Below are 17,898 nucleotides of genomic sequence, written 5' to 3'. Positions count from 1 at the left end.
ACCAACTATCCTGCTGCCTGAATCACTGTTTTCATATCTTTAACAGCTTGAACCAGACCAACAAAAACACTTTCAGCAATAATTGAATGACCAATGTTTAATTCATGAATTTGTGGAATAGCTGCAATTGGTGCAATATTTTTAAGGTTAAGGCCATGACCAGCATTTACAACCAAACCTTTTGAAGCTGCATATTCAACGCCTTTGATAATACGCGCCAACTCAGCTTGTTGATCTTGCTCTGTTTCCGCATCTGCATATGCACCCGTATGCAACTCAATCGTAGGTGCACCACACGCAACTGCTGCATCAATTTGAGCTAAATCAGCATCAATAAATAATGATACGTCGCAACCAATAGCCGCTAAAGTTTGAGTTGCAGCTTTAACTTTTTCAAAGTTACCCACTACATCCAAACCACCTTCAGTTGTTACTTCTTGACGTCTTTCAGGAACAAAACATACGTGCTGAGGCTGAATTTCTTTCGCAAACTCGACCATTTCATCAGTAACAGCCAACTCTAGGTTCATACGCGTTTTTAATAATGGACGCATGCGACGTACGTCGTCATCTTGAATATGGCGACGGTCTTCACGCAAATGCAAAGTAATCCCCTCTGCACCAGCTTGTTCACAAATAAGAGCAGCTTCCACAGGGTCTGGATAAGTAGTACCGCGCGCCTGTCTCAAAGTAGCAACATGGTCTATGTTTACACCAAGCAATGCAGCCATAAATAAATCCTAATTACGATTGAGTTTGAGTATTTTGAATCCACAATTGTCGACTTTTTAGGGGACGATCTCCTAAAAGCGATGTAATCATTTGACGGTATAGTTTACCTAATAATTGCAATTGTTCGTGAGAAAAATCCTGACCTTGCTCATAATCCAACATAGATAAAATTGCTTTACCTGACAATGAGGAACGGCTTGCCTGAACAACGGGCGCAAAACCTTCAGTCACCTGAAATTGATAAAACTGGTGAGCCTGTATTGGCTGTTGTTGAGTATCAATTGAGAAATCAATCGCGTAACCCAGCTCAGGAAGTAAAACATGTTCGAACTGACGCAAAATCTGTCTCAGAAAAAGATCAGGATTTTCATGGGAAGATAATTGCTGTAATTGAAGCAGGGTTAATTGATATTGCTCAAAAGATTGCGGCATTGCCTCTTCTAATGGGCAAAGTCTAAGAACAATTTCATTTAGATAAAAACCAGCAAAAAAAGCATCCCCAAAAAAGAAAACAGGCTGATTTAATATTTCCAGCTTAGTAAAATTTTTGAGTTCACTTTTACCCGTGGCTTGTAGCCGAATAGGCTGATATTGAGGGGGCGGAGTCTGCCTTAAGATGCCATCGACTCGCCCATATTCCTGAGTAAAAAGATGCACAATATGACTTTTTTCACGGTACTTACGGTGATGAATCATATATCCATGGAGGACTTCATTGCGCATCATAAAAAGAATCTATTCCTCAGATTCTTTTTCTTTTTTGTCATCCTCATCATCACCATCAGGAATAACAGCACCTACAACAGCTGCTGTACCTTTAACTACACCTTTAGTAGTTTTATAGGCGATACCTACTGGTACGGTTACAAGCTTATATACACAACCTTGTAACATCAATGTACATCCAACTATAGCAATTAACGATGTAATTGTTTTCATACCAGCATCCTTATCCTTTAGATATCACTATACCCTAAGCTTTTTAGAGCACGCTCATCATCAGACCAGCCACCCTTCACTTTTACCCAAAGTGTGAGCATAATTTTTTGCTCAAACATTTTTTCCATGTCTTTACGAGCATCCATACCAATCGTTTTAAGCTTGGCACCTTTTTCACCAATCACAATGGCTTTTTGACCAGCGCGGTCTACAAAAATCGTTGCATCGATATAGGTACAAGCTGGTTTTAAACGACCAGTTTTTTCATTAACAGTTGCTTCTTCCGTTTTGAAAGATTCAATTTGTACTGTTAAATCATAAGGAAGCTCTTCACCCAACTGACGCATGATTTTTTCGCGAATAATTTCACTTGCCAAAAAGCGTTCAGAGCGGTCCGTAATCTGATCAAATGAATACAATGGTGGTTGGTAAGGAAGGTACTTCTCAATCGTTTCACTCAAGTGTTCTAAGTTTGCACCACGCAAAGCAGAAACAGGAACAATCTCAGCAAAATTCATAAGTTTGGCACGTTCTTGAATGAGAGGAAGAATCTCTCTTTTATCTTCAAAAGTGTCAGCCTTATTAATGACCAAAATAACTGGCATTTCAGCGTTCTTGAGTTTTTCAAGCACTAAATCGTCGTTTTGAGTCCACTTATAAGCATCAATAACGAATAAAACTAAGTTAACGTCACGTAATGCAGAATGAGCAGCACGGTTCATCATTTTATTAATAGCACGCACTTCTTTTTTATGCATACCTGGGGTATCTACATAGACCGCCTGCATCTTTTCGCGCGAATCAATACCAATAATTTTATGACGTGTTGTTTGAGGTTTACGCGAAGTAATAGAGAGCTTTTGACCCAATAAATGGTTCATGAGGGTAGATTTACCCACATTTGGACGTCCCACAATCGCCACAAATCCGCTCTTAAAATCCGAAGGGATTGTTACGCCTTTGGAACTAAAAAATTGATCAATCAGATTATTAGGATCTTGGTTTTCATTTGAATCTGGATTGATTTGATCAGAATGCATCGACATGCAGGTTATTGCTCCAATAACTTTAAAATTTCCGCCGCTGCTGCCTGCTCGGCAAAACGACGACTTGAACCCTCACCATAAATCTTCGGTAAACCATCTACCACACATTCCACTTTAAAGTGCTGATGAGGTGCATCACCCTGAATATCTACAACCTCGTAAACAGGGAGAGGTTTTTTACGTGCTTGTAGATACTCTTGTAAACGTGATTTCGGATCTTTGAGTTGATCCGTAGGTTCTATATGGTCTAAATAGGGTATGTACCATTTTAGCACAATATCTTTAAGTAAGTTGAGATCACCACTATCAAGATAAATTGCACCAATAATCGCTTCTACCGTATCTGCTAATATTGACTCACGATGATGACCACCAGATTTCAACTCGCCTGTACTTAATATTAAACACCGACTAAGTTGCAAATCGGTTGCAATCTTACCTAATGCTTCTTGGCGAACTAAGGTCGCACGCATACGCGTGAGACGACCTTCATTTTCATTTGGATAAGCATGATATAGATAATTGGCGATTATCATGCCTAATAATGAATCGCCGAGAAACTCTAAGCGCTCGTAATTGTATTTGTGACTCACCGAACGATGAGTCAAAGCTAACTGTAACAATTCAAGCTGCTTAAATTGATATCCGATTCGACTCAGTAAGCGAGGATCACTTAGTTTGAACTGATGTTTTATCAAAACTCTTCTCAAATGTTAAAACTAAATCAATATTGAATAAGAAAGGTTTTCTTACTTCATATTTCTTTTTGACCGTTAGACCTGACTGATTAAACACTTGAGCGATCTCTTTAAAGTGGAGATCACGAATATTGTTCATTTCGAGTCGCTGATCCATTTGTGTTACAAACTTTTGTGGTGTGATCTCAGAAGAGCTTTCTTGTAAAAGCTCTTCTATCTGATTATTAATCAGCCGATCATCCCAATATGCTGGCCAAACTGCAAGTACAGCTTTTACTGCAACTGCAAATATAACCACCCCAAATAAAATTGCTAAATACGAAGTACCCTGTTGTGCCTTACGCATTTCTTTTTTTCCTAATGGTTGTTTTTAATCTATTTTTCCATTTCGGCTAAAGTTAGGAAGGTGTAAGCCTGGTTCTTTATGCATCCACACATAGAATGCTCGTCCTGTTAAGTTTTCTTCAGGAACGAACCCCCAGAAACGACTGTCTGCACTTTGATCTCGGTTATCCCCCATTGCAAAGTAATGTCCTTTTGGTACAGTCACTTCCCAATATAAACCGTCTTGGTTCGCATATTTACCATTTTCAACATAGTTGATAAATGGTGCTTGGCGCGCCACATTTACGCCTTCAAGCTCACGCATCGTAAAGGTATGCTCACCAATCGTCTCTTTATGATAAATAGACGTTGGCGTATCCATCACATCTTTTTCACGACTGAACTGTGTTAATACTTTCGGTACTTTTTGCCCATTAATAATTAATTGCCCATGGTCATAAACAATATGATCGCCAGGTAAACCGATTACACGTTTAATATAGCTAATAGTCGGTTGAGGTGGATAACGGAATACAATTACATCACCACGCTTCGGTTCACCTACATCAATAATTTTCTTATTAACAATAGGTAAACGTACACCATAATCAAATTTATTAACCAGAATAAAATCACCAGTTTCTAAAGTTGGCACCATAGAGTCCGATGGAATATTAAATGGTTCATAAAGAAATGAACGGAGTATAAGTACTACAGCTAAAACCGGCCAAAAGTCATAGGCCCATGTAATGACAAAATTTTCGTTCCCGCGTCCTTTATTTGCACGCTGTTTTAATACAAGTTTATCTAACAACCACACTGCAAATAGAATCAGCGTAACTGGAACAAGAATTAAATTAAAATCAAAATCCACATGACCTCACTCGCAGCCTCGCTGCTTGTATTACAGTGGGGAAAGGAAATTGTTCACTTCCCCCACCCTCATTTCTTATCTTTCTACTTTCAATACAGCCAAGAACGCTTCTTGTGGAATTTCAACACTTCCCACTTGTTTCATACGTTTCTTACCTTCTTTTTGTTTAGAAAGTAGTTTTTTCTTACGCGAAACGTCACCACCATAACATTTTGCCAATACGTTTTTACGCATCGCTTTTACGGTAGAACGGGCAATAATTTGCGCACCGATTGCTGCCTGAATAGCAACATCGAACATTTGGCGAGGAATTAAGTCTTTCATTTTCTCAACCAATGCAATACCACGATGGCGTGCATCATTACGGTGACAAATCATAGCCAAGGCATCAACCTTTTCGCTATTAATTAACACATCAACCTTAACTAAAGCTGAACTTTCAAAACGTACAAAGTTATAGTCTAAAGATGCAAAGCCACGAGAGCATGACTTTAATCTGTCAAAGAAATCCATAACGACTTCAGCCATCGGGATTTCAAATGTAATAGAAACTTGGTTACCCAAGAATTTCATATCTTTTTGTACACCACGACGTTCGATACATAGTGTCATTACGTTCCCTAAATATTCTTGAGGAACAAGGATATGACACTCCGCAATTGGTTCACGTAAATCTTCTACAGTCGATCCATCTGGCATTTTTGATGGACTATCGATGTAAATCGTTTCGCCTTTCTTGGTTAATGCTTCATAAATTACAGTAGGTGCAGAACTGATGAGATCAAGATCGTACTCACGTTCTAAACGCTCTTGTACAATTTCCATGTGCAGCATACCTAAGAAGCCACAACGGAAACCAAAGCCTAAAGCATCTGAACTTTCTGGTTCAAAGAATAAAGCCGAATCATTAATCTGTAATTTTTGTAATGCTTCACGGAATGGTTCGAAGTCACTTGCATCAATCGGGAAAAGACCAGCATATACTTGTGGTTTAACCTTTTTGAAACCCGGTAAAGTTGCAACGTCTGGTGTAGAAGCAAGAGTAATTGTGTCACCTACTGGCGCACCAAAAATATCTTTAATACCAGCAATAACAAAACCTACTTCACCAGCTTCAAGAATATCTGTTTCAGTATGCTTAGGATTAAATACACCTACAGACGTGACCGGATGAGTTTGTCCTGTCGATTTAACCAACATTTTGTCGCCCTTGCGGATACGACCTTGTTTAATACGAACAAGAGAAACTACGCCTAAGTAGTTATCAAACCATGAGTCGATAATTAATGCTTGTAATGGTGCTTCACGATCACCTTCTGGCGCCGGAATAACATCGACTAAACGCTCGAGTACACCTTCAACACCTAAACCAGTTTTTGCTGAACAGGTTGGTGCATCTGTCGCTTCAATCCCGATAATTTCTTCAATTTCATGAATTACACGTTCAGGTTCAGCCTGGGGTAAATCAATTTTATTTAGAATAGGAAGAACTTCTAGACCTTGTTCAATTGCTGTATAACAGTTTGCAACTGATTGAGCTTCAACGCCTTGTGCTGCATCTACAACCAATAGTGCACCTTCACATGCAGCTAATGAACGAGAAACTTCATAGGAGAAGTCAACGTGCCCAGGCGTATCAATAAAGTTAAGTTGGTATTCCTGACCATTTGGATGGGTGTAATACAGCGTGACAGAAGCGGCTTTAATGGTAATCCCACGTTCACGCTCAAGCTCCATTGAGTCTAAGACTTGGGCTTGCATTTCACGATCTTGTAGACCGCCACACATCTGAATAAAACGGTCAGCCAATGTAGACTTACCATGGTCAATGTGGGCAATAATCGAGAAATTTCGTATATTTTTGATATCGACGGATTTTTTAGCTTGCGCCATGGGTTACCTTGAGAAAATATAGAGTGCTATGTAGCTTGTTTTAATACACAGCCAAAGCGGTTAAATAAATTGCGTGAGATTATAACAGATTGCCGATATGAAAAAGATATAAATTCTTTCTTTTAAAAAAGCTTTTTAAACTTCTCAACATAACAAACTATTTCTCGTTGAAAAGCCTCTAAATCAGAACAGTTTTAACTCGAACTTAATTAGGTTTGCAGATAAATTATTGCCAGTTTCATTAGTTATATCCCCAATTAATTCAAATCCGAGTTTCTGCACGACCTGTTGAGATCTAATGTTCTGTTCAAATATTTCAGCCCAAACATATTTTATTTGTTTTTGGAATAATCTGCTTTGTTTCAAATACTGGATGAGCCCTACAAGAGCCTCTTGCATATATCCCTTACCCCATGCATTAGGATGTAGTTCATAGCCAATAACAACCGCAAAATCATCACCAATTTGTTTGATAGTATTTACACCACATGTTCCCAACATAGTTCCATCTTTTTTAAGACGAATAGCATGCCTAAAACCTAGCTGTTGATTCCATTTTTTATGCATTTTTTCAATTAAAGCCTCAGCTTCTTCCAATAAAGTAAAGGCTTCTAAATCATAAAATTCGAGTACGCTTGAATTTGAAAATAATTCAAAGATAAAATTTTTATCAGCTTCTGTAAGGTCACTTAAGATTAATCGATCTGTTTCTATAGAAAATAAATACTCCAAATTCCAGCCTCTCTTTTTTACTTGCGATCATACGAAACAGTGAAATCATAAGGATTTATACTTGAGTCAAGCGGCTTATATGCATGGGTAAAAGTTGGCGACATCCGTTTTGGACGTCCTGTAGCAATTTCAATACACGCCCATTTGGTATTTCCAACAAATAATACAGCCTGATCTGATGGACGAAAAAACACATACTGGCGGAACGAATAAAGTGCATTAATGTCATCTAACCATGTACGTAATACAATTTGTTCGCCTTCAAACGCAGCTTTACGATATTGCACATGATGCTCAACCGCGACCATTGCATGTTTTAACTCAAGATACTTCGTTACCCCTACTCCCAAAGTTTCAACATGAGCAGCAGCTACATCTTGCATCCATTGAACATACATCACATTATTTACATGTCCCAACGCATCAATGTGATGTGGCTGCACCTGAATATGTAAATCAAAAATACTACTCACAAATGAACACTCTTATTTATTAACCTTAAAACTCAAATAAGTGTAGGTAGATATCGCTAAACGCTCAAGATAAATAACAAAAACCACCCATTTCAGGGTGGTTTATTGATTGGGTTAAGGATTACTGAATACGTAAACCAAGCATTGCGCGCTGTCCCTGACGAATAATAGCAACACGTGCTACGGTATTTTTTGGCAAGTTAGAAACAACTTTTGCAAAATCCTGACTATTTAAAATTTGGTTATTATTGACTTGAGTAATCACATCGCCCGGAATGATATTCGACAATGATGCTAAACCACCACGGCGAACATCTTGTACATAAATACCACCTTTTACGCTCAACGCATTTTTTTCCGGTTCAGCGAGATCACGAATACTCATGCCTAAAACTGGTCCCTTAGATGCAGCACCTTGTACACCAGTAGCAGGTGTTTCATCTGGCGCAGTCGTTAAGGTTGCTGAAATATTACGTGTTTTATCATCACGTAACACTTCAAACTGAACGGTTTGATTTGGCTGTACTTTGTTTAATGCATAGAGTAAATCACTCGTACGGAGTACAGGTGCACCATTTAATTTTAAAATGACATCTCCAGCTCTTAGCCCTGCTTTTTGTGCAGGTGAGTTCGGAGAAATTTGAGTAATTAAAGCACCTTCAGGTTTTGGTAATTTGTAGGCATCAGCAAGGTTTCGATCAATATCTTGCATCATCACCCCAAGATAAGAACGCGTTACTTTACCTTTTGTTTTGAGCTGGTCTGCAACATCCATTGCTACATCAATCGGAATAGAGAAAGACAAGCCCATGTAGCCGCCAGTACCACTAAATATTCGAGAGTTTACCCCGACCACTTCACCATTTTGATTAAATAATGGACCACCAGAGTTACCTGGGTTTAAAGCCACGTCAGTTTGAATAAACGGCACCGAGGTTTCACCGCTCATGTTTCTTGATTTTGCACTGACAATACCGGCCGAAGCTGAGTAATCAAAACCAAACGGCGAACCAATAGCTAGAACCGGTTCTCCGACACGTAAGCGATCAACATTTCCTACTCGTAAAGCTGGATAGTTAGTTCCATTGACCTTTAACAAAGCAACGTCTGTACGCTCATCACTACCCACTACGGTTGCATCAATTTCACGGCGGTCATTTAGAGTGATGCTGATACGAGAGGCATTTTCAATCACATGGTGGTTTGTGAGTAAATAGCCATCTTTACTAATGAAGAATGCACTTCCGTAAGCTGTCTTTTCTTGTGGACCTCGTTGCTGTGGAATGATGACCTGATTGCCAAAGAAACGTTTTAAAATTTCAGGAACTTGCTGCTGCAACAGTTCATCCTGAGTCATTTTTTTTACGACGTTCACACTCACAACTGCTGGACTAACTTGTTCAACGAGGTTTGAAAAATCAACAGCAGCATTTGCTTGAACAGCAGCAACTGTAAATACCGCTGCATACATTCCTTGTTGTAAATAGCGAGATTTCATTCGGTGCTCACCCACAATTTGGTCTACGAGAATAAGAATAAAACTGTTGTATCACAACGCTTTGGGGTTGTGCGTAACAATATGTTTATTTGTAATACATCATCACAAGGATTATTTTACGCATTGCAACTTTTTAAGCCAATTGCAATTTTTCTCTGAGTTAGAGCGCTTAAGCTCTTGCCTTTTTAGGTAAAAAGGGGTGTCATTAGCGGACGTTTTAAATTGATGCGAATGGACATGCCTAATTTACAGACAATTCACCACTTTGACGTGATTATTGTGGGCAGCGGCGGCGCTGGTTTAAGTCTGGCTTTATCGTTACCAAATCATTTTAATATTGCAGTTTTAGCCAAAGCTGCTCTGACCGAAGCAAGCACCTTTTATGCTCAAGGCGGTGTTGCTGCTGTTCTTGACGAGACTGACTCTATTCAACAGCACATTAATGACACTATGATTGCAGGCGCTCATTTATGTGAAATGGACGCGGTACAACATACCGTAGAAGGCGGCCGCCCTTCTGTTGATTTTCTTTTAAAACAAGGCGTGCAATTTACCTTAGATGAAGATGAGCAACTTCATTTAACTCGCGAAGGTGGCCACTCACAGCGCCGCATTATCCATTCTGCTGATGCAACAGGCAAAGCCATTTCAACTACTTTGGTTGAGCGTGCCAAAGAACGTAAAAATATTACTATTTTTGAAAATTATATTGCGATTGATTTAATCACCTCGCATAAATTAGGCCATACCGACCAAGCGAATCGCGCTATTGGTTTATATGCATTAGATGAAAATACTGAAAAGGTTCATACCTTCCTTGCACCATTCACCGCGCTAGCTTGCGGCGGTGCGATGAAAGCTTATCTGTACACATCTAATCCAGATATTGCTACAGGTGATGGTATTGCAATGGCTTTCCGTGCAGGTTGCCGCGTTGCCAATATGGAATTTAATCAGTTCCACCCAACTTGTCTCTATCATCCTCAAGCACGCTCATTTTTAATTACCGAAGCTATGCGTGGTGAAGGTGCTTATTTGCGCTTACCTGATGGCGAACGTTTTATGTTGCGTTTTGACGATCGTGCAGAACTAGCTCCTCGCGATATTGTGGCACGTACAATTGACCACGAAATTAAACGTCTCGGTATTCGTCACGTGTGGTTAGACATTACCCACAAATCACCCGAGTTTATTAAAGAGCACTTCCCTACACTTTATGCACGATTGCTTGAGTTAGGTATCGACATTACCAAAGATATGATTCCGGTGGTTCCGGCCGCCCACTATACATGTGGTGGTGTTGTGGTTGACTCAAATAGCCAGACAGATATTGAAGGTCTCTATGCAATTGGTGAAACATCTTATACAGGCTTACATGGTGCAAACCGTATGGCAAGTAACTCATTACTTGAGTGCTTCGTTTACGGTATGAGTGCGGCAAAAGACATCGAAAATAAATTTGATGAAAACTTCAAATTACCTGAAGTACCAACTTGGGATGACTCACAAGTAACCAACCCTGATGAAGATGTTGTGATTTTACAAAACTGGGATGAGTTACGTTCGACCATGTGGAATTACGTTGGTATTGTAAGAACCACAAAACGTTTAGAACGTGCTTTACACCGTATTGAAATGTTAAAGCGTGAAATCACTGAATATTATCAAGACTACCGTGTTAGCAAAAACCTGATTGAGCTGCGTAACCTTGTTTTAGTATCGGAAATGATTGTTCGCTGTGCTATGCAACGTAAAGAATCACGTGGTTTACATTACACACTCGATTATCCGGAAACTTCCAGCGAGATTCGTAAAACTGTTTTGACTCCTCCAAATTTTGCAGTAGAACAGCCATTGGTTAATACCGACATTTAAGCTGTTCTTCTACTCTACAAAAAAGTACAGCTCTGGCTGTGCTTTTTTATTTGCTTTGATATTTATGCTCTAGGTGGGATTGAATAAGTCGCAGTCACATGCGCAACAGGTTCATCCAGACCAACTGAATAAATCCAAACCTCACCCACCACCAAACTCTTTCCGACTTTCATGAGTTTACATTCACTACGTAAGTCTTGATCACCCGCAGGTTTTCTTAAAAAATTAATATTAAAGTTGGTGGTTACGGCTAAACCAACAATACCGATCTCACCTAATATCGCAATATATAAAGCAAAATCAGCCAAAGTCATCATGGTTGGGCCAGATATGGTGCCACCAGGACGCTGATGCCTTTGATCGACATGATAGTAAACAACTGCAGCTTTGGGAGTGACTGATTCAATCGTGCAGTGTTCAAGGCTTGGGGGAAATTCCTTTTCAAGAAATGCCACGATTTCTTCTTTTGAGCTTTTCATCCTTGTTATTCTTCAATCTATAAATCATATGTAAGATAGCATAAGAAAATAGCAGATATTTTCTATGACGGTTTAAACCAGAATTAACGTCATTTTTTACCACTCCCAAAAATATGAGAGTGGCTAATCCGATGGCCTATGCTAAATATTGCAGAGCTTGCTCAAACACCTGATCTGGACTTTGTGTAGCATCTAAACGTTTAATACGCTCAGGCTCAGCTTTCCATAAGGTTTCGTATCCTTCACGAACTTTAGTAAAGAAGCTTAACTTTTCTTGTTCAAAACGGTCTAAAGCTCCGCGTTCACGTGCACGGTTCATACCAAGTTCAATCGGTGCATCTAACCAGAAAGTCACCTCCGGCATGCGCGAAACAAAGTTCTGATTTAAAAGTTGTAATTTATCTTGGCTTAAACCACGACCAGAACATTGATAAGCAAAACTCGCATCGGTAAAGCGATCACTTAATACAATTTTGTTAGCTTCTAAAGCAGGCAAAATAACTTGTTGTAAGTGTTGAGCGCGTGCCGCATAAATAAGCAATAGCTCAGTATCATGACTCATATTTTCATCATGATTCACCGCCAAAAGCATAGAACGAATTTGCTCAGCTAACGGTGTGCCGCCCGGCTCTCGAGTTAAAACAACTTGTTTGTCTTGCTCTTCAAAATGCTGATGAATTTTTCGAATGAGTGTAGTTTTACCTACCCCTTCCGTGCCTTCAAAGCTGATAAACATCTCTTTTCCTTATTTCTTCGATCTCAACACGGATAAATATTCTTGCACTGCTTGATTATGAGCTTGCAAGTCTGCCGTAAATTTATGTCCACCATTACCAGTCGCTACGAAATAGATATTATTTGAATCATCTGGATGTAACGCTGCTTCAATTGCTTTTTGGCTTGGCAAAGCAATTGGAGTTGGAGGCAAACCATTAATGGTATAAGTATTATATGGTGTTGGAGTACGGAGGTCTTCTCGGGTAATGTTGCCTTTATAATTATTACCCATTCCGTAAATAACAGTTGGATCCGTTTGTAAACGCATACCGAGTTTTAAACGGCGGACAAAAACTCCAGAAACTTGTGTAAGTTCACTGTCTAAACTCGTTTCTTTCTCAACAATAGAAGCCATAATTAATGCTTCATATTTATCTTTATACGGTAAATTCGGAGCGCGGTTTGCCCAAGCTGCATCTAGAGCTTTTACTTGACGATGATATAAATCGGTCAGAATTTTCTTGTCAGTCTCGCCTTTGGCAAAGAAATAAGTATTCGGCGCGAATAAGCCTTCTGGATGATCGTAAGGAATCCCAAGCGCTTTCATAAGCTGATCATTAGGTAAATCCAATATTGTATTTTTTACATTTTTATCATTTTTGAGTGCAGTAATAAGCTGCTTAAAAGTTGTACCTTCAATCACCAAAACACGGTTCATCTGAGCATTATCAGCATCAGACAACATCTCTAACACTTGTCTTACGCTCATCCCTTGTTCAATTTCATACACACCAGCTTTCATGCTGTCATGAATCATAAACTTTTGATAAAGCTTCAATATGATAGGAAAGCTAACTTTATCTTCTTTTGCCAAACGGTCAATAAAACCAGAATAAGTTTCCCCAGATGTAATCGATAACATCTGTTTTTTTCCTTCGATAGGATAAGCCTTAAACAAACTTGACCATAAAATGGCAAACGTAAAAATTAAAACAATAAAAAGGCCAATTAGAACCAATCGCTTAGAAAATTTTGGAGCTTGTTTTTTGTTATTTTTCTTGGCGTTTTTTGCTTTCGCATTCACAGGTGGCTTCGGCATATTAATGAATCTGATTTAAGTTAAGGATATGAAATAAATCTATGCATGCCTGAGTATCTAGCGTTTTCTCGCCTAAATGAGTAACCACTCGCATAGGGTTTAAAGCATTACAAAAGAATAGACTTTGTATTTCAGATACTTCATCTAATTCAATCACACGTACTTCACAGGCAATACCATGGTGCTGCATACGCGCCAGAATTTCTGCCCGCATTACACCGTGGACGCCATTATAGCGAAGTTCAGGAGTAATCCATCTATCATTTAAACGAATAAAACAATTACTACTGACCCCTTCAACAATATAACCTTGTACATCAGTAACTAATGCTTCAGCCCATCCGAGTTGATCTGCTTCTTTTTTTAGCAATACTTGTTCAAGGCGGTTTAAAGATTTAAGCCCAACTAAGCTCGGCATGGTTAAACCTAGGGCCTGATTTAAAACACCACACTGGATAGAGTCAGGCACAAACGGCTCTAAAGCTTTTGGATAAAACCAGATATAAATATCAGCTTCATGTTTCGGCAAACTATAACCGCGGTCGCCTTCCCCACGACTAATCACAATTTTTAAAGTGCCATTGAGTACGAGGTTCTGCTTTTGCAGTTGCTGTAAACTCAGTTCGATTAATTCAAAATTTACAGTTAAAGACAGTTTTTGACATGCAAGTTTTAGACGTTGCCAGTGTCTTTCTTTAAGCTCAATTTGGTTTTGAAAAACACGAATTGTGGTAAAGCACCCATCTCCATAATGAAAGGCTCGATCTAATAAAGGAATAGTCTCAACGGGTTGCCCATTTTTAAAACACCACATGTTTGCTCCATCCTTTGCTAAAAGCCGCACAACAATACAACACCTTTCATTTAAATAATAAATGATTGATTTTAAAAAATTATACCGATTTCGTATCTGCTTTTGAAACTTGTTATATATCAAGATTTAAGAATAATTTATCTCTTTTTATTATTTCTATTTTCTTCATATTAAATTCGTTTTTTATTATTTTTTTAGAATAAAGACTAGCGCTATTCTGCGTTCATGTTTTGAACATTTCATATTTTTTGAGGACTTATCTCATGCGTTTTTCTCAATTAAAAGTCGGGGTTATCGCTGCACTTCTTTCTGTTTCGTCATTTGCAGCCCAAGAATTTTTAAACGTTTCTTACGATCCTACTCGTGAGCTATATACAGATTTCAACAAACAGTTCGGTACTTACTGGAAACAACGTACTGGTCAAGATATTGAGTTTAAGCAATCACACGGCGGCTCTGGTAAACAGGCTCGTGCGGTTATCGATGGCTTAAATGCAGATGTGGTGACATTAGCACTTGCAGCAGATATTGATGAAATTGCTGAAAAAGCAAAATTACTTCCAACCAACTGGCAGAAAAAACTGCCACAAAACTCAACGCCATATACATCAACTATTGTATTTTTGGTGCGTAAAGGCAACCCAAAGCAAATTAAAGACTGGGCTGATTTAATCAAACCAGGTGTAGAAATCATTACACCAAACCCAAAAACCTCTGGTGGTGCTCGTTGGAACTATCTTGCAGCTTGGGCTTGGGCAAAACATCAACCAGGCGGCAATGATGCGAAAGCACAAGAATACGTTCGCCAAATTTATAAACATACTAAAGTTCTAGATTCTGGTGCTCGCGGTGCGACGACTACTTTCGCTGAGCGTGGCATTGGTGATGTATTACTGGCTTGGGAAAATGAAGCTCATTTAGCTATTCGTGAACAGCCGGGTAAATTTGAAATTATTACTCCGTCTCTTTCGATCTTAGCTGAGCCTCCAGTTGCAATTGTGGAGAAAAATGCAGCTAAAAAAGGCAACTTAACCATTGCTAAAGGTTATCTCAACTATTTGTACTCACCTGCTGGTCAAGAAATTGCAGCACGTAACTTCTACCGTCCTCGTAACGCAGCTGTTCTTAAAAAATACAGCAATGTATTTAAGCCATTGAAGCTTGTAACAATCGATAAAGAGTTTGGTGGTTGGACAAAAGTACAAAAACAACACTTCGATAATGGTGGTGTTTTCGATCAAATCGTGAAAATCAATAGTGCAGAGAAGTAATTCTTTACGCTAAAGGTAAGGAGAACAGACATGATTCACACTGTAATTGTTCCGGGTGTAGGTGGCAGTGAACATCAGCATTGGCAATCTTGGTTGCAGCGTCAACTCGTGTCTAGTTCTCGTGTTGAGCAAAAAAACTGGGATAGACCTGTATTAAGCGAATGGGTTGAGCAATTCGTTAAAACAGTTCAAGCAGTTCAAGCTCCTGTTCAAATTGTTGCACATAGTTTTGGATGCTTAACGAGTGTAGCTGCTTTGGCTGAGCATCCAGAATTAAGAAGCCAAGTTAAGAAACTAATTTTAGTCGCTCCAGCGAATCCAGCACGCTTTGGGGAGGCAGGGTTTGCTCGCCATAGCTTGACCGACTACAAAGATTATTTTCATCAATTAAAAATTGATGTGCCTGCAACGCTACTCATTAGTGAAAATGATCCATGGCTCGGCTTTTTTGATGCTTTACAACTTGCAAAATCATGGAAGTTAAATCCCGTCAATCTTGGTGAAGTGGGCCATATTAATGTTGCCTCAGGTTTTGGGCCATTTCCAGATTTGCTGAACTATTTGATTCTAGAAGATTCGATGTGTAGTCACTCATCTATCGACCCGGTAAAAACACATTTCTCTTTGAAATTTGCTTAATACCAATCTTTATACCGCACTGTTTATCTTTATTTATTCGCTTACTGGTTTCAGCAGGCTTTTCTCTTTGAGGAAATATCATGTCGCAGCGATCCCGAGTGCTGCCTGGGTTTGGTCTATCTTTGGGCTTCACCCTCGCCTATGTGTCTTTTATTGTGCTTATTCCATTAGCCGCAGTCTTTATCAAATCATTTGGAATCGGATGGGACGGATTATGGGAAATTTTAACGTCTGAGCGTATTTTGAAATCGCTTCAACTCAGCTTTAGTTCAGCTTTAATCGCAGCATTTATTAATGTTGTGTTTGGCCTACTTTTGGCTTGGTGTCTTGTCCGCTATAACTTTCCAGGAAAGCGTTTAGTTGATGCATTGGTCGATTTACCTTTTGCTCTTCCGACCGCAGTTGCAGGTATTGCACTGACTTCGCTCTATGCTCCTACTGGTTGGTTAGGTCAATATCTTGAACCACTTGGTATTCAGGTTGCCTATACACCTATCGGGATTACGTTAGCATTGGTCTTTATTGGTATTCCTTTTATTGTTCGAACCGTTCAGCCGGTACTCAGCGATATTGAAACCGAACTTGAGGAAGCAGCTTCAGCACTTGGTGCAAATCGTTGGCAGACCATTACTAAAATTATTTTACCGATCTTACTACCTGCTCTATTTACAGGCTTTGCTTTAGCGTTTGCTCGCGGCGTGGGTGAGTATGGCTCTGTTATTTTTATTGCAGGTAACCAGCCGTTTAAAACAGAAATCGCACCGCTGATGATCATTTCCCGTCTTGAAGAATATGATTATGCAGGTGCAACGACCATTGCAGCGGTCATGTTAGTTCTCTCTTTTATCATTCTATTTGTCATTAACTTACTTCAAGCATGGGCAAACCGTCGTACAGGGAGAAACATCACATGAATTTACATACCGACAGCAATGCACTTGCCTTGAAGTTACAGTCTCGTGATGCAACACGTGAGCCAACTTGGGTACGTTATACCCTGATTACAATCGCACTGATTTTTTTCCTCAGTTGCCTCATGTTGCCACTCATTCTGGTTTTCGTGGAAGCATTTAAACAGGGACTTGAAGTCTATATTCAAGCTTTGATTGATCCAGATACGTTATCAGCAGTGAAATTAACATTACTCACCGCAGCAATTGCAGTTCCAATTAATGTGATATTTGGTGTGGCTGCAGCTTGGGCGGTTTCTAAGTTCCAGTTTAAAGGCAAGGCTATTTTAACCACTATCATTGATATGCCTTTTTCGGTTTCACCTGTTATTGCAGGTTTAATGATTGTTCTAATTTTTGGTGCGCAAGGTTGGTTCGGCGGCTGGTTAATGGATCATGACATCAAGATTTTATATGCCGTACCTGGAATTGTTTTAGCAACCATTTTTATTACAGTTCCTTTTGTGGCGCGTGAGTTAATTCCACTCATGGAAGCTCAGGGAACAGAGGAAGAAGAAGCAGCAATTGTACTCGGTGCATCAGGTTGGCAAACTTTTTGGAAGGTCACCCTCCCTAACATTAAATGGGGTCTGATTTACGGCGTGATTTTGTGTAATGCCCGTGCAATGGGTGAGTTTGGCGCAGTATCAGTGGTTTCTGGTCATATCCGTGGTGAAACCAATACTCTGCCACTGCATGTTGAAATTTTATATAACGAGTACACCTTTAGCGCAGCCTTTGCCGTGTCCTCACTGCTTGCCTTCTTAGCTCTTTTAACACTGATTTTAAAAACTTGGTTAGAGCTACATCAAGATAAACCAGAACCGCATTCAACTGATTCGTAA

20 protein-coding genes are annotated in these 17,898 nt (G+C 39.4%); 5 read left to right on the top strand and 15 right to left on the bottom strand.

Features of this window, described 5'->3' with window-relative positions:
- Positions 1–5: 5 nt before the first annotated feature.
- From pdxJ to ACYU0V_RS04810, 11 genes are all read right to left on the bottom strand, one after another.
- Positions 6–731, bottom strand: a complete 726-nt coding sequence (gene pdxJ / locus ACYU0V_RS04860) for a pyridoxine 5'-phosphate synthase (RefSeq protein ID WP_461849265.1) — start codon at positions 729–731, stop codon at positions 6–8.
- A gap of 13 nt (positions 732–744) precedes the next feature.
- On the bottom strand, positions 745–1,458 hold the full coding sequence (gene recO / locus ACYU0V_RS04855) for a DNA repair protein RecO (RefSeq protein WP_016146115.1): 714 nt from the start codon (positions 1,456–1,458) through the stop codon (positions 745–747).
- Between the two features lie 9 nt (positions 1,459–1,467).
- Complete coding sequence (locus ACYU0V_RS04850) at positions 1,468–1,671, bottom strand: NF038104 family lipoprotein (RefSeq protein ID WP_005067833.1); 204 nt, start codon at positions 1,669–1,671, stop codon at positions 1,468–1,470.
- A gap of 17 nt (positions 1,672–1,688) precedes the next feature.
- Complete coding sequence (era, locus tag ACYU0V_RS04845) at positions 1,689–2,711, bottom strand: GTPase Era (RefSeq protein ID WP_079381034.1); 1,023 nt, start codon at positions 2,709–2,711, stop codon at positions 1,689–1,691.
- An 11-nt stretch (positions 2,712–2,722) separates the two neighbouring features.
- Positions 2,723–3,415 carry a ribonuclease III gene (rnc, locus tag ACYU0V_RS04840; protein WP_005067830.1) on the bottom strand — a complete coding sequence of 231 codons (693 nt, stop codon included), beginning with the start codon at positions 3,413–3,415 and terminating at the stop codon, positions 2,723–2,725.
- The gene (locus ACYU0V_RS04835) at positions 3,387–3,761 is read right to left on the bottom strand and encodes a DUF4845 domain-containing protein (protein ID WP_032055219.1); all 375 of its coding nucleotides are present in this window, start codon (positions 3,759–3,761) and stop codon (positions 3,387–3,389) included. Before ACYU0V_RS04835 ends, rnc begins: the two co-directional genes overlap by 29 nt.
- Positions 3,762–3,785: 24 nt before the next feature.
- Positions 3,786–4,613: a signal peptidase I gene (lepB, locus tag ACYU0V_RS04830; protein WP_130173523.1), complete on the bottom strand. Its 828-nt coding sequence runs from the start codon at positions 4,611–4,613 to the stop codon at positions 3,786–3,788.
- Positions 4,614–4,688: 75 nt separating this feature from the next.
- The gene (lepA, locus tag ACYU0V_RS04825) at positions 4,689–6,506 is read right to left on the bottom strand and encodes a translation elongation factor 4 (protein WP_002118606.1); all 1,818 of its coding nucleotides are present in this window, start codon (positions 6,504–6,506) and stop codon (positions 4,689–4,691) included.
- 183 nt (positions 6,507–6,689) lie between these two features.
- Complete coding sequence (locus ACYU0V_RS04820) at positions 6,690–7,238, bottom strand: GNAT family N-acetyltransferase (RefSeq protein ID WP_461849262.1); 549 nt, start codon at positions 7,236–7,238, stop codon at positions 6,690–6,692.
- 17 nt (positions 7,239–7,255) lie between these two features.
- On the bottom strand, positions 7,256–7,711 hold the full coding sequence (locus ACYU0V_RS04815) for an acyl-CoA thioesterase (protein ID WP_086265445.1): 456 nt from the start codon (positions 7,709–7,711) through the stop codon (positions 7,256–7,258).
- A gap of 121 nt (positions 7,712–7,832) precedes the next feature.
- Positions 7,833–9,209 (bottom strand): Do family serine endopeptidase, encoded by a 1,377-nt coding sequence (locus ACYU0V_RS04810; RefSeq protein WP_039759589.1) that lies wholly within the window; start codon positions 9,207–9,209, stop codon positions 7,833–7,835.
- Between the two features lie 231 nt (positions 9,210–9,440).
- Here ACYU0V_RS04810 and nadB point away from each other — a divergent pair, with 231 nt between their 5' ends.
- Positions 9,441–11,084, top strand: coding sequence for an L-aspartate oxidase (nadB, locus tag ACYU0V_RS04805; RefSeq protein ID WP_013197095.1), 1,644 nt, complete (start codon positions 9,441–9,443; stop codon positions 11,082–11,084).
- A gap of 62 nt (positions 11,085–11,146) precedes the next feature.
- Here the strand turns inward: nadB and ACYU0V_RS04800 are convergent, their stop codons facing one another.
- The 4 genes from ACYU0V_RS04800 to pabC all read right to left on the bottom strand — a co-directional run bounded on the left by ACYU0V_RS04800 (position 11,147) and on the right by pabC (position 14,193).
- Positions 11,147–11,563 carry a PaaI family thioesterase gene (locus tag ACYU0V_RS04800; protein WP_000842533.1) on the bottom strand — a complete coding sequence of 139 codons (417 nt, stop codon included), beginning with the start codon at positions 11,561–11,563 and terminating at the stop codon, positions 11,147–11,149.
- A gap of 136 nt (positions 11,564–11,699) precedes the next feature.
- Positions 11,700–12,299 (bottom strand): dTMP kinase, encoded by a 600-nt coding sequence (gene tmk / locus ACYU0V_RS04795; RefSeq protein WP_461849259.1) that lies wholly within the window; start codon positions 12,297–12,299, stop codon positions 11,700–11,702.
- A 9-nt stretch (positions 12,300–12,308) separates the two neighbouring features.
- Positions 12,309–13,379, bottom strand: a complete 1,071-nt coding sequence (mltG, locus tag ACYU0V_RS04790) for an endolytic transglycosylase MltG (protein WP_461849258.1) — start codon at positions 13,377–13,379, stop codon at positions 12,309–12,311.
- Between the two features lies 1 nt (position 13,380).
- Positions 13,381–14,193: an aminodeoxychorismate lyase gene (gene pabC / locus ACYU0V_RS04785; protein ID WP_002118496.1), complete on the bottom strand. Its 813-nt coding sequence runs from the start codon at positions 14,191–14,193 to the stop codon at positions 13,381–13,383.
- A gap of 263 nt (positions 14,194–14,456) precedes the next feature.
- On the opposite strand from pabC, the gene ACYU0V_RS04780 reads away from it, so the two are divergent.
- The 4 genes from ACYU0V_RS04780 to cysW all read left to right on the top strand — a co-directional run bounded on the left by ACYU0V_RS04780 (position 14,457) and on the right by cysW (position 17,898).
- Positions 14,457–15,464, top strand: coding sequence for a sulfate ABC transporter substrate-binding protein (locus ACYU0V_RS04780; RefSeq protein ID WP_001212602.1), 1,008 nt, complete (start codon positions 14,457–14,459; stop codon positions 15,462–15,464).
- A 30-nt stretch (positions 15,465–15,494) separates the two neighbouring features.
- Positions 15,495–16,103, top strand: a complete 609-nt coding sequence (locus tag ACYU0V_RS04775) for an RBBP9/YdeN family alpha/beta hydrolase (RefSeq protein ID WP_461849256.1) — start codon at positions 15,495–15,497, stop codon at positions 16,101–16,103.
- 80 nt (positions 16,104–16,183) lie between these two features.
- Entirely contained in the window at positions 16,184–17,017 is an 834-nt protein-coding gene (cysT, locus tag ACYU0V_RS04770) for a sulfate ABC transporter permease subunit CysT (protein ID WP_005073131.1), read from the top strand.
- Positions 17,014–17,898, top strand: a complete 885-nt coding sequence (gene cysW / locus ACYU0V_RS04765) for a sulfate ABC transporter permease subunit CysW (protein ID WP_461849253.1) — start codon at positions 17,014–17,016, stop codon at positions 17,896–17,898. Before cysT ends, cysW begins: the two co-directional genes overlap by 4 nt.

The organism is Acinetobacter sp. X9 (assembly GCF_054889255.1).
This window is presented reverse-complemented; position numbering and strand designations above follow the sequence as displayed.

Bases quoted from the DNA above. Each gene is read 5' to 3' on its own strand.
- pdxJ (WP_461849265.1), bottom strand. From the start codon at position 731: ATGGCTGCATTGCTTGGTGTAAACATAGACCATGTTGCTACTTTGAGA.
- recO (WP_016146115.1), bottom strand. From the start codon at position 1,458: ATGATGCGCAATGAAGTCCTCCATGGATATATGATTCATCACCGTAAG.
- ACYU0V_RS04850 (WP_005067833.1), bottom strand. From the start codon at position 1,671: ATGAAAACAATTACATCGTTAATTGCTATAGTTGGATGTACATTGATG.
- era (WP_079381034.1), bottom strand. From the start codon at position 2,711: ATGCATTCTGATCAAATCAATCCAGATTCAAATGAAAACCAAGATCCT.
- ACYU0V_RS04835 (WP_032055219.1), bottom strand. From the start codon at position 3,761: ATGCGTAAGGCACAACAGGGTACTTCGTATTTAGCAATTTTATTTGGG.
- lepA (WP_002118606.1), bottom strand. From the start codon at position 6,506: ATGGCGCAAGCTAAAAAATCCGTCGATATCAAAAATATACGAAATTTC.
- ACYU0V_RS04810 (WP_039759589.1), bottom strand. From the start codon at position 9,209: ATGAAATCTCGCTATTTACAACAAGGAATGTATGCAGCGGTATTTACA.
- nadB (WP_013197095.1), top strand. From the start codon at position 9,441: ATGGACATGCCTAATTTACAGACAATTCACCACTTTGACGTGATTATT.
- ACYU0V_RS04800 (WP_000842533.1), bottom strand. From the start codon at position 11,563: ATGAAAAGCTCAAAAGAAGAAATCGTGGCATTTCTTGAAAAGGAATTT.
- tmk (WP_461849259.1), bottom strand. From the start codon at position 12,299: ATGTTTATCAGCTTTGAAGGCACGGAAGGGGTAGGTAAAACTACACTC.
- mltG (WP_461849258.1), bottom strand. From the start codon at position 13,379: ATGCCGAAGCCACCTGTGAATGCGAAAGCAAAAAACGCCAAGAAAAAT.
- pabC (WP_002118496.1), bottom strand. From the start codon at position 14,193: ATGTGGTGTTTTAAAAATGGGCAACCCGTTGAGACTATTCCTTTATTA.
- ACYU0V_RS04780 (WP_001212602.1), top strand. From the start codon at position 14,457: ATGCGTTTTTCTCAATTAAAAGTCGGGGTTATCGCTGCACTTCTTTCT.
- ACYU0V_RS04775 (WP_461849256.1), top strand. From the start codon at position 15,495: ATGATTCACACTGTAATTGTTCCGGGTGTAGGTGGCAGTGAACATCAG.
- cysT (WP_005073131.1), top strand. From the start codon at position 16,184: ATGTCGCAGCGATCCCGAGTGCTGCCTGGGTTTGGTCTATCTTTGGGC.
- cysW (WP_461849253.1), top strand. From the start codon at position 17,014: ATGAATTTACATACCGACAGCAATGCACTTGCCTTGAAGTTACAGTCT.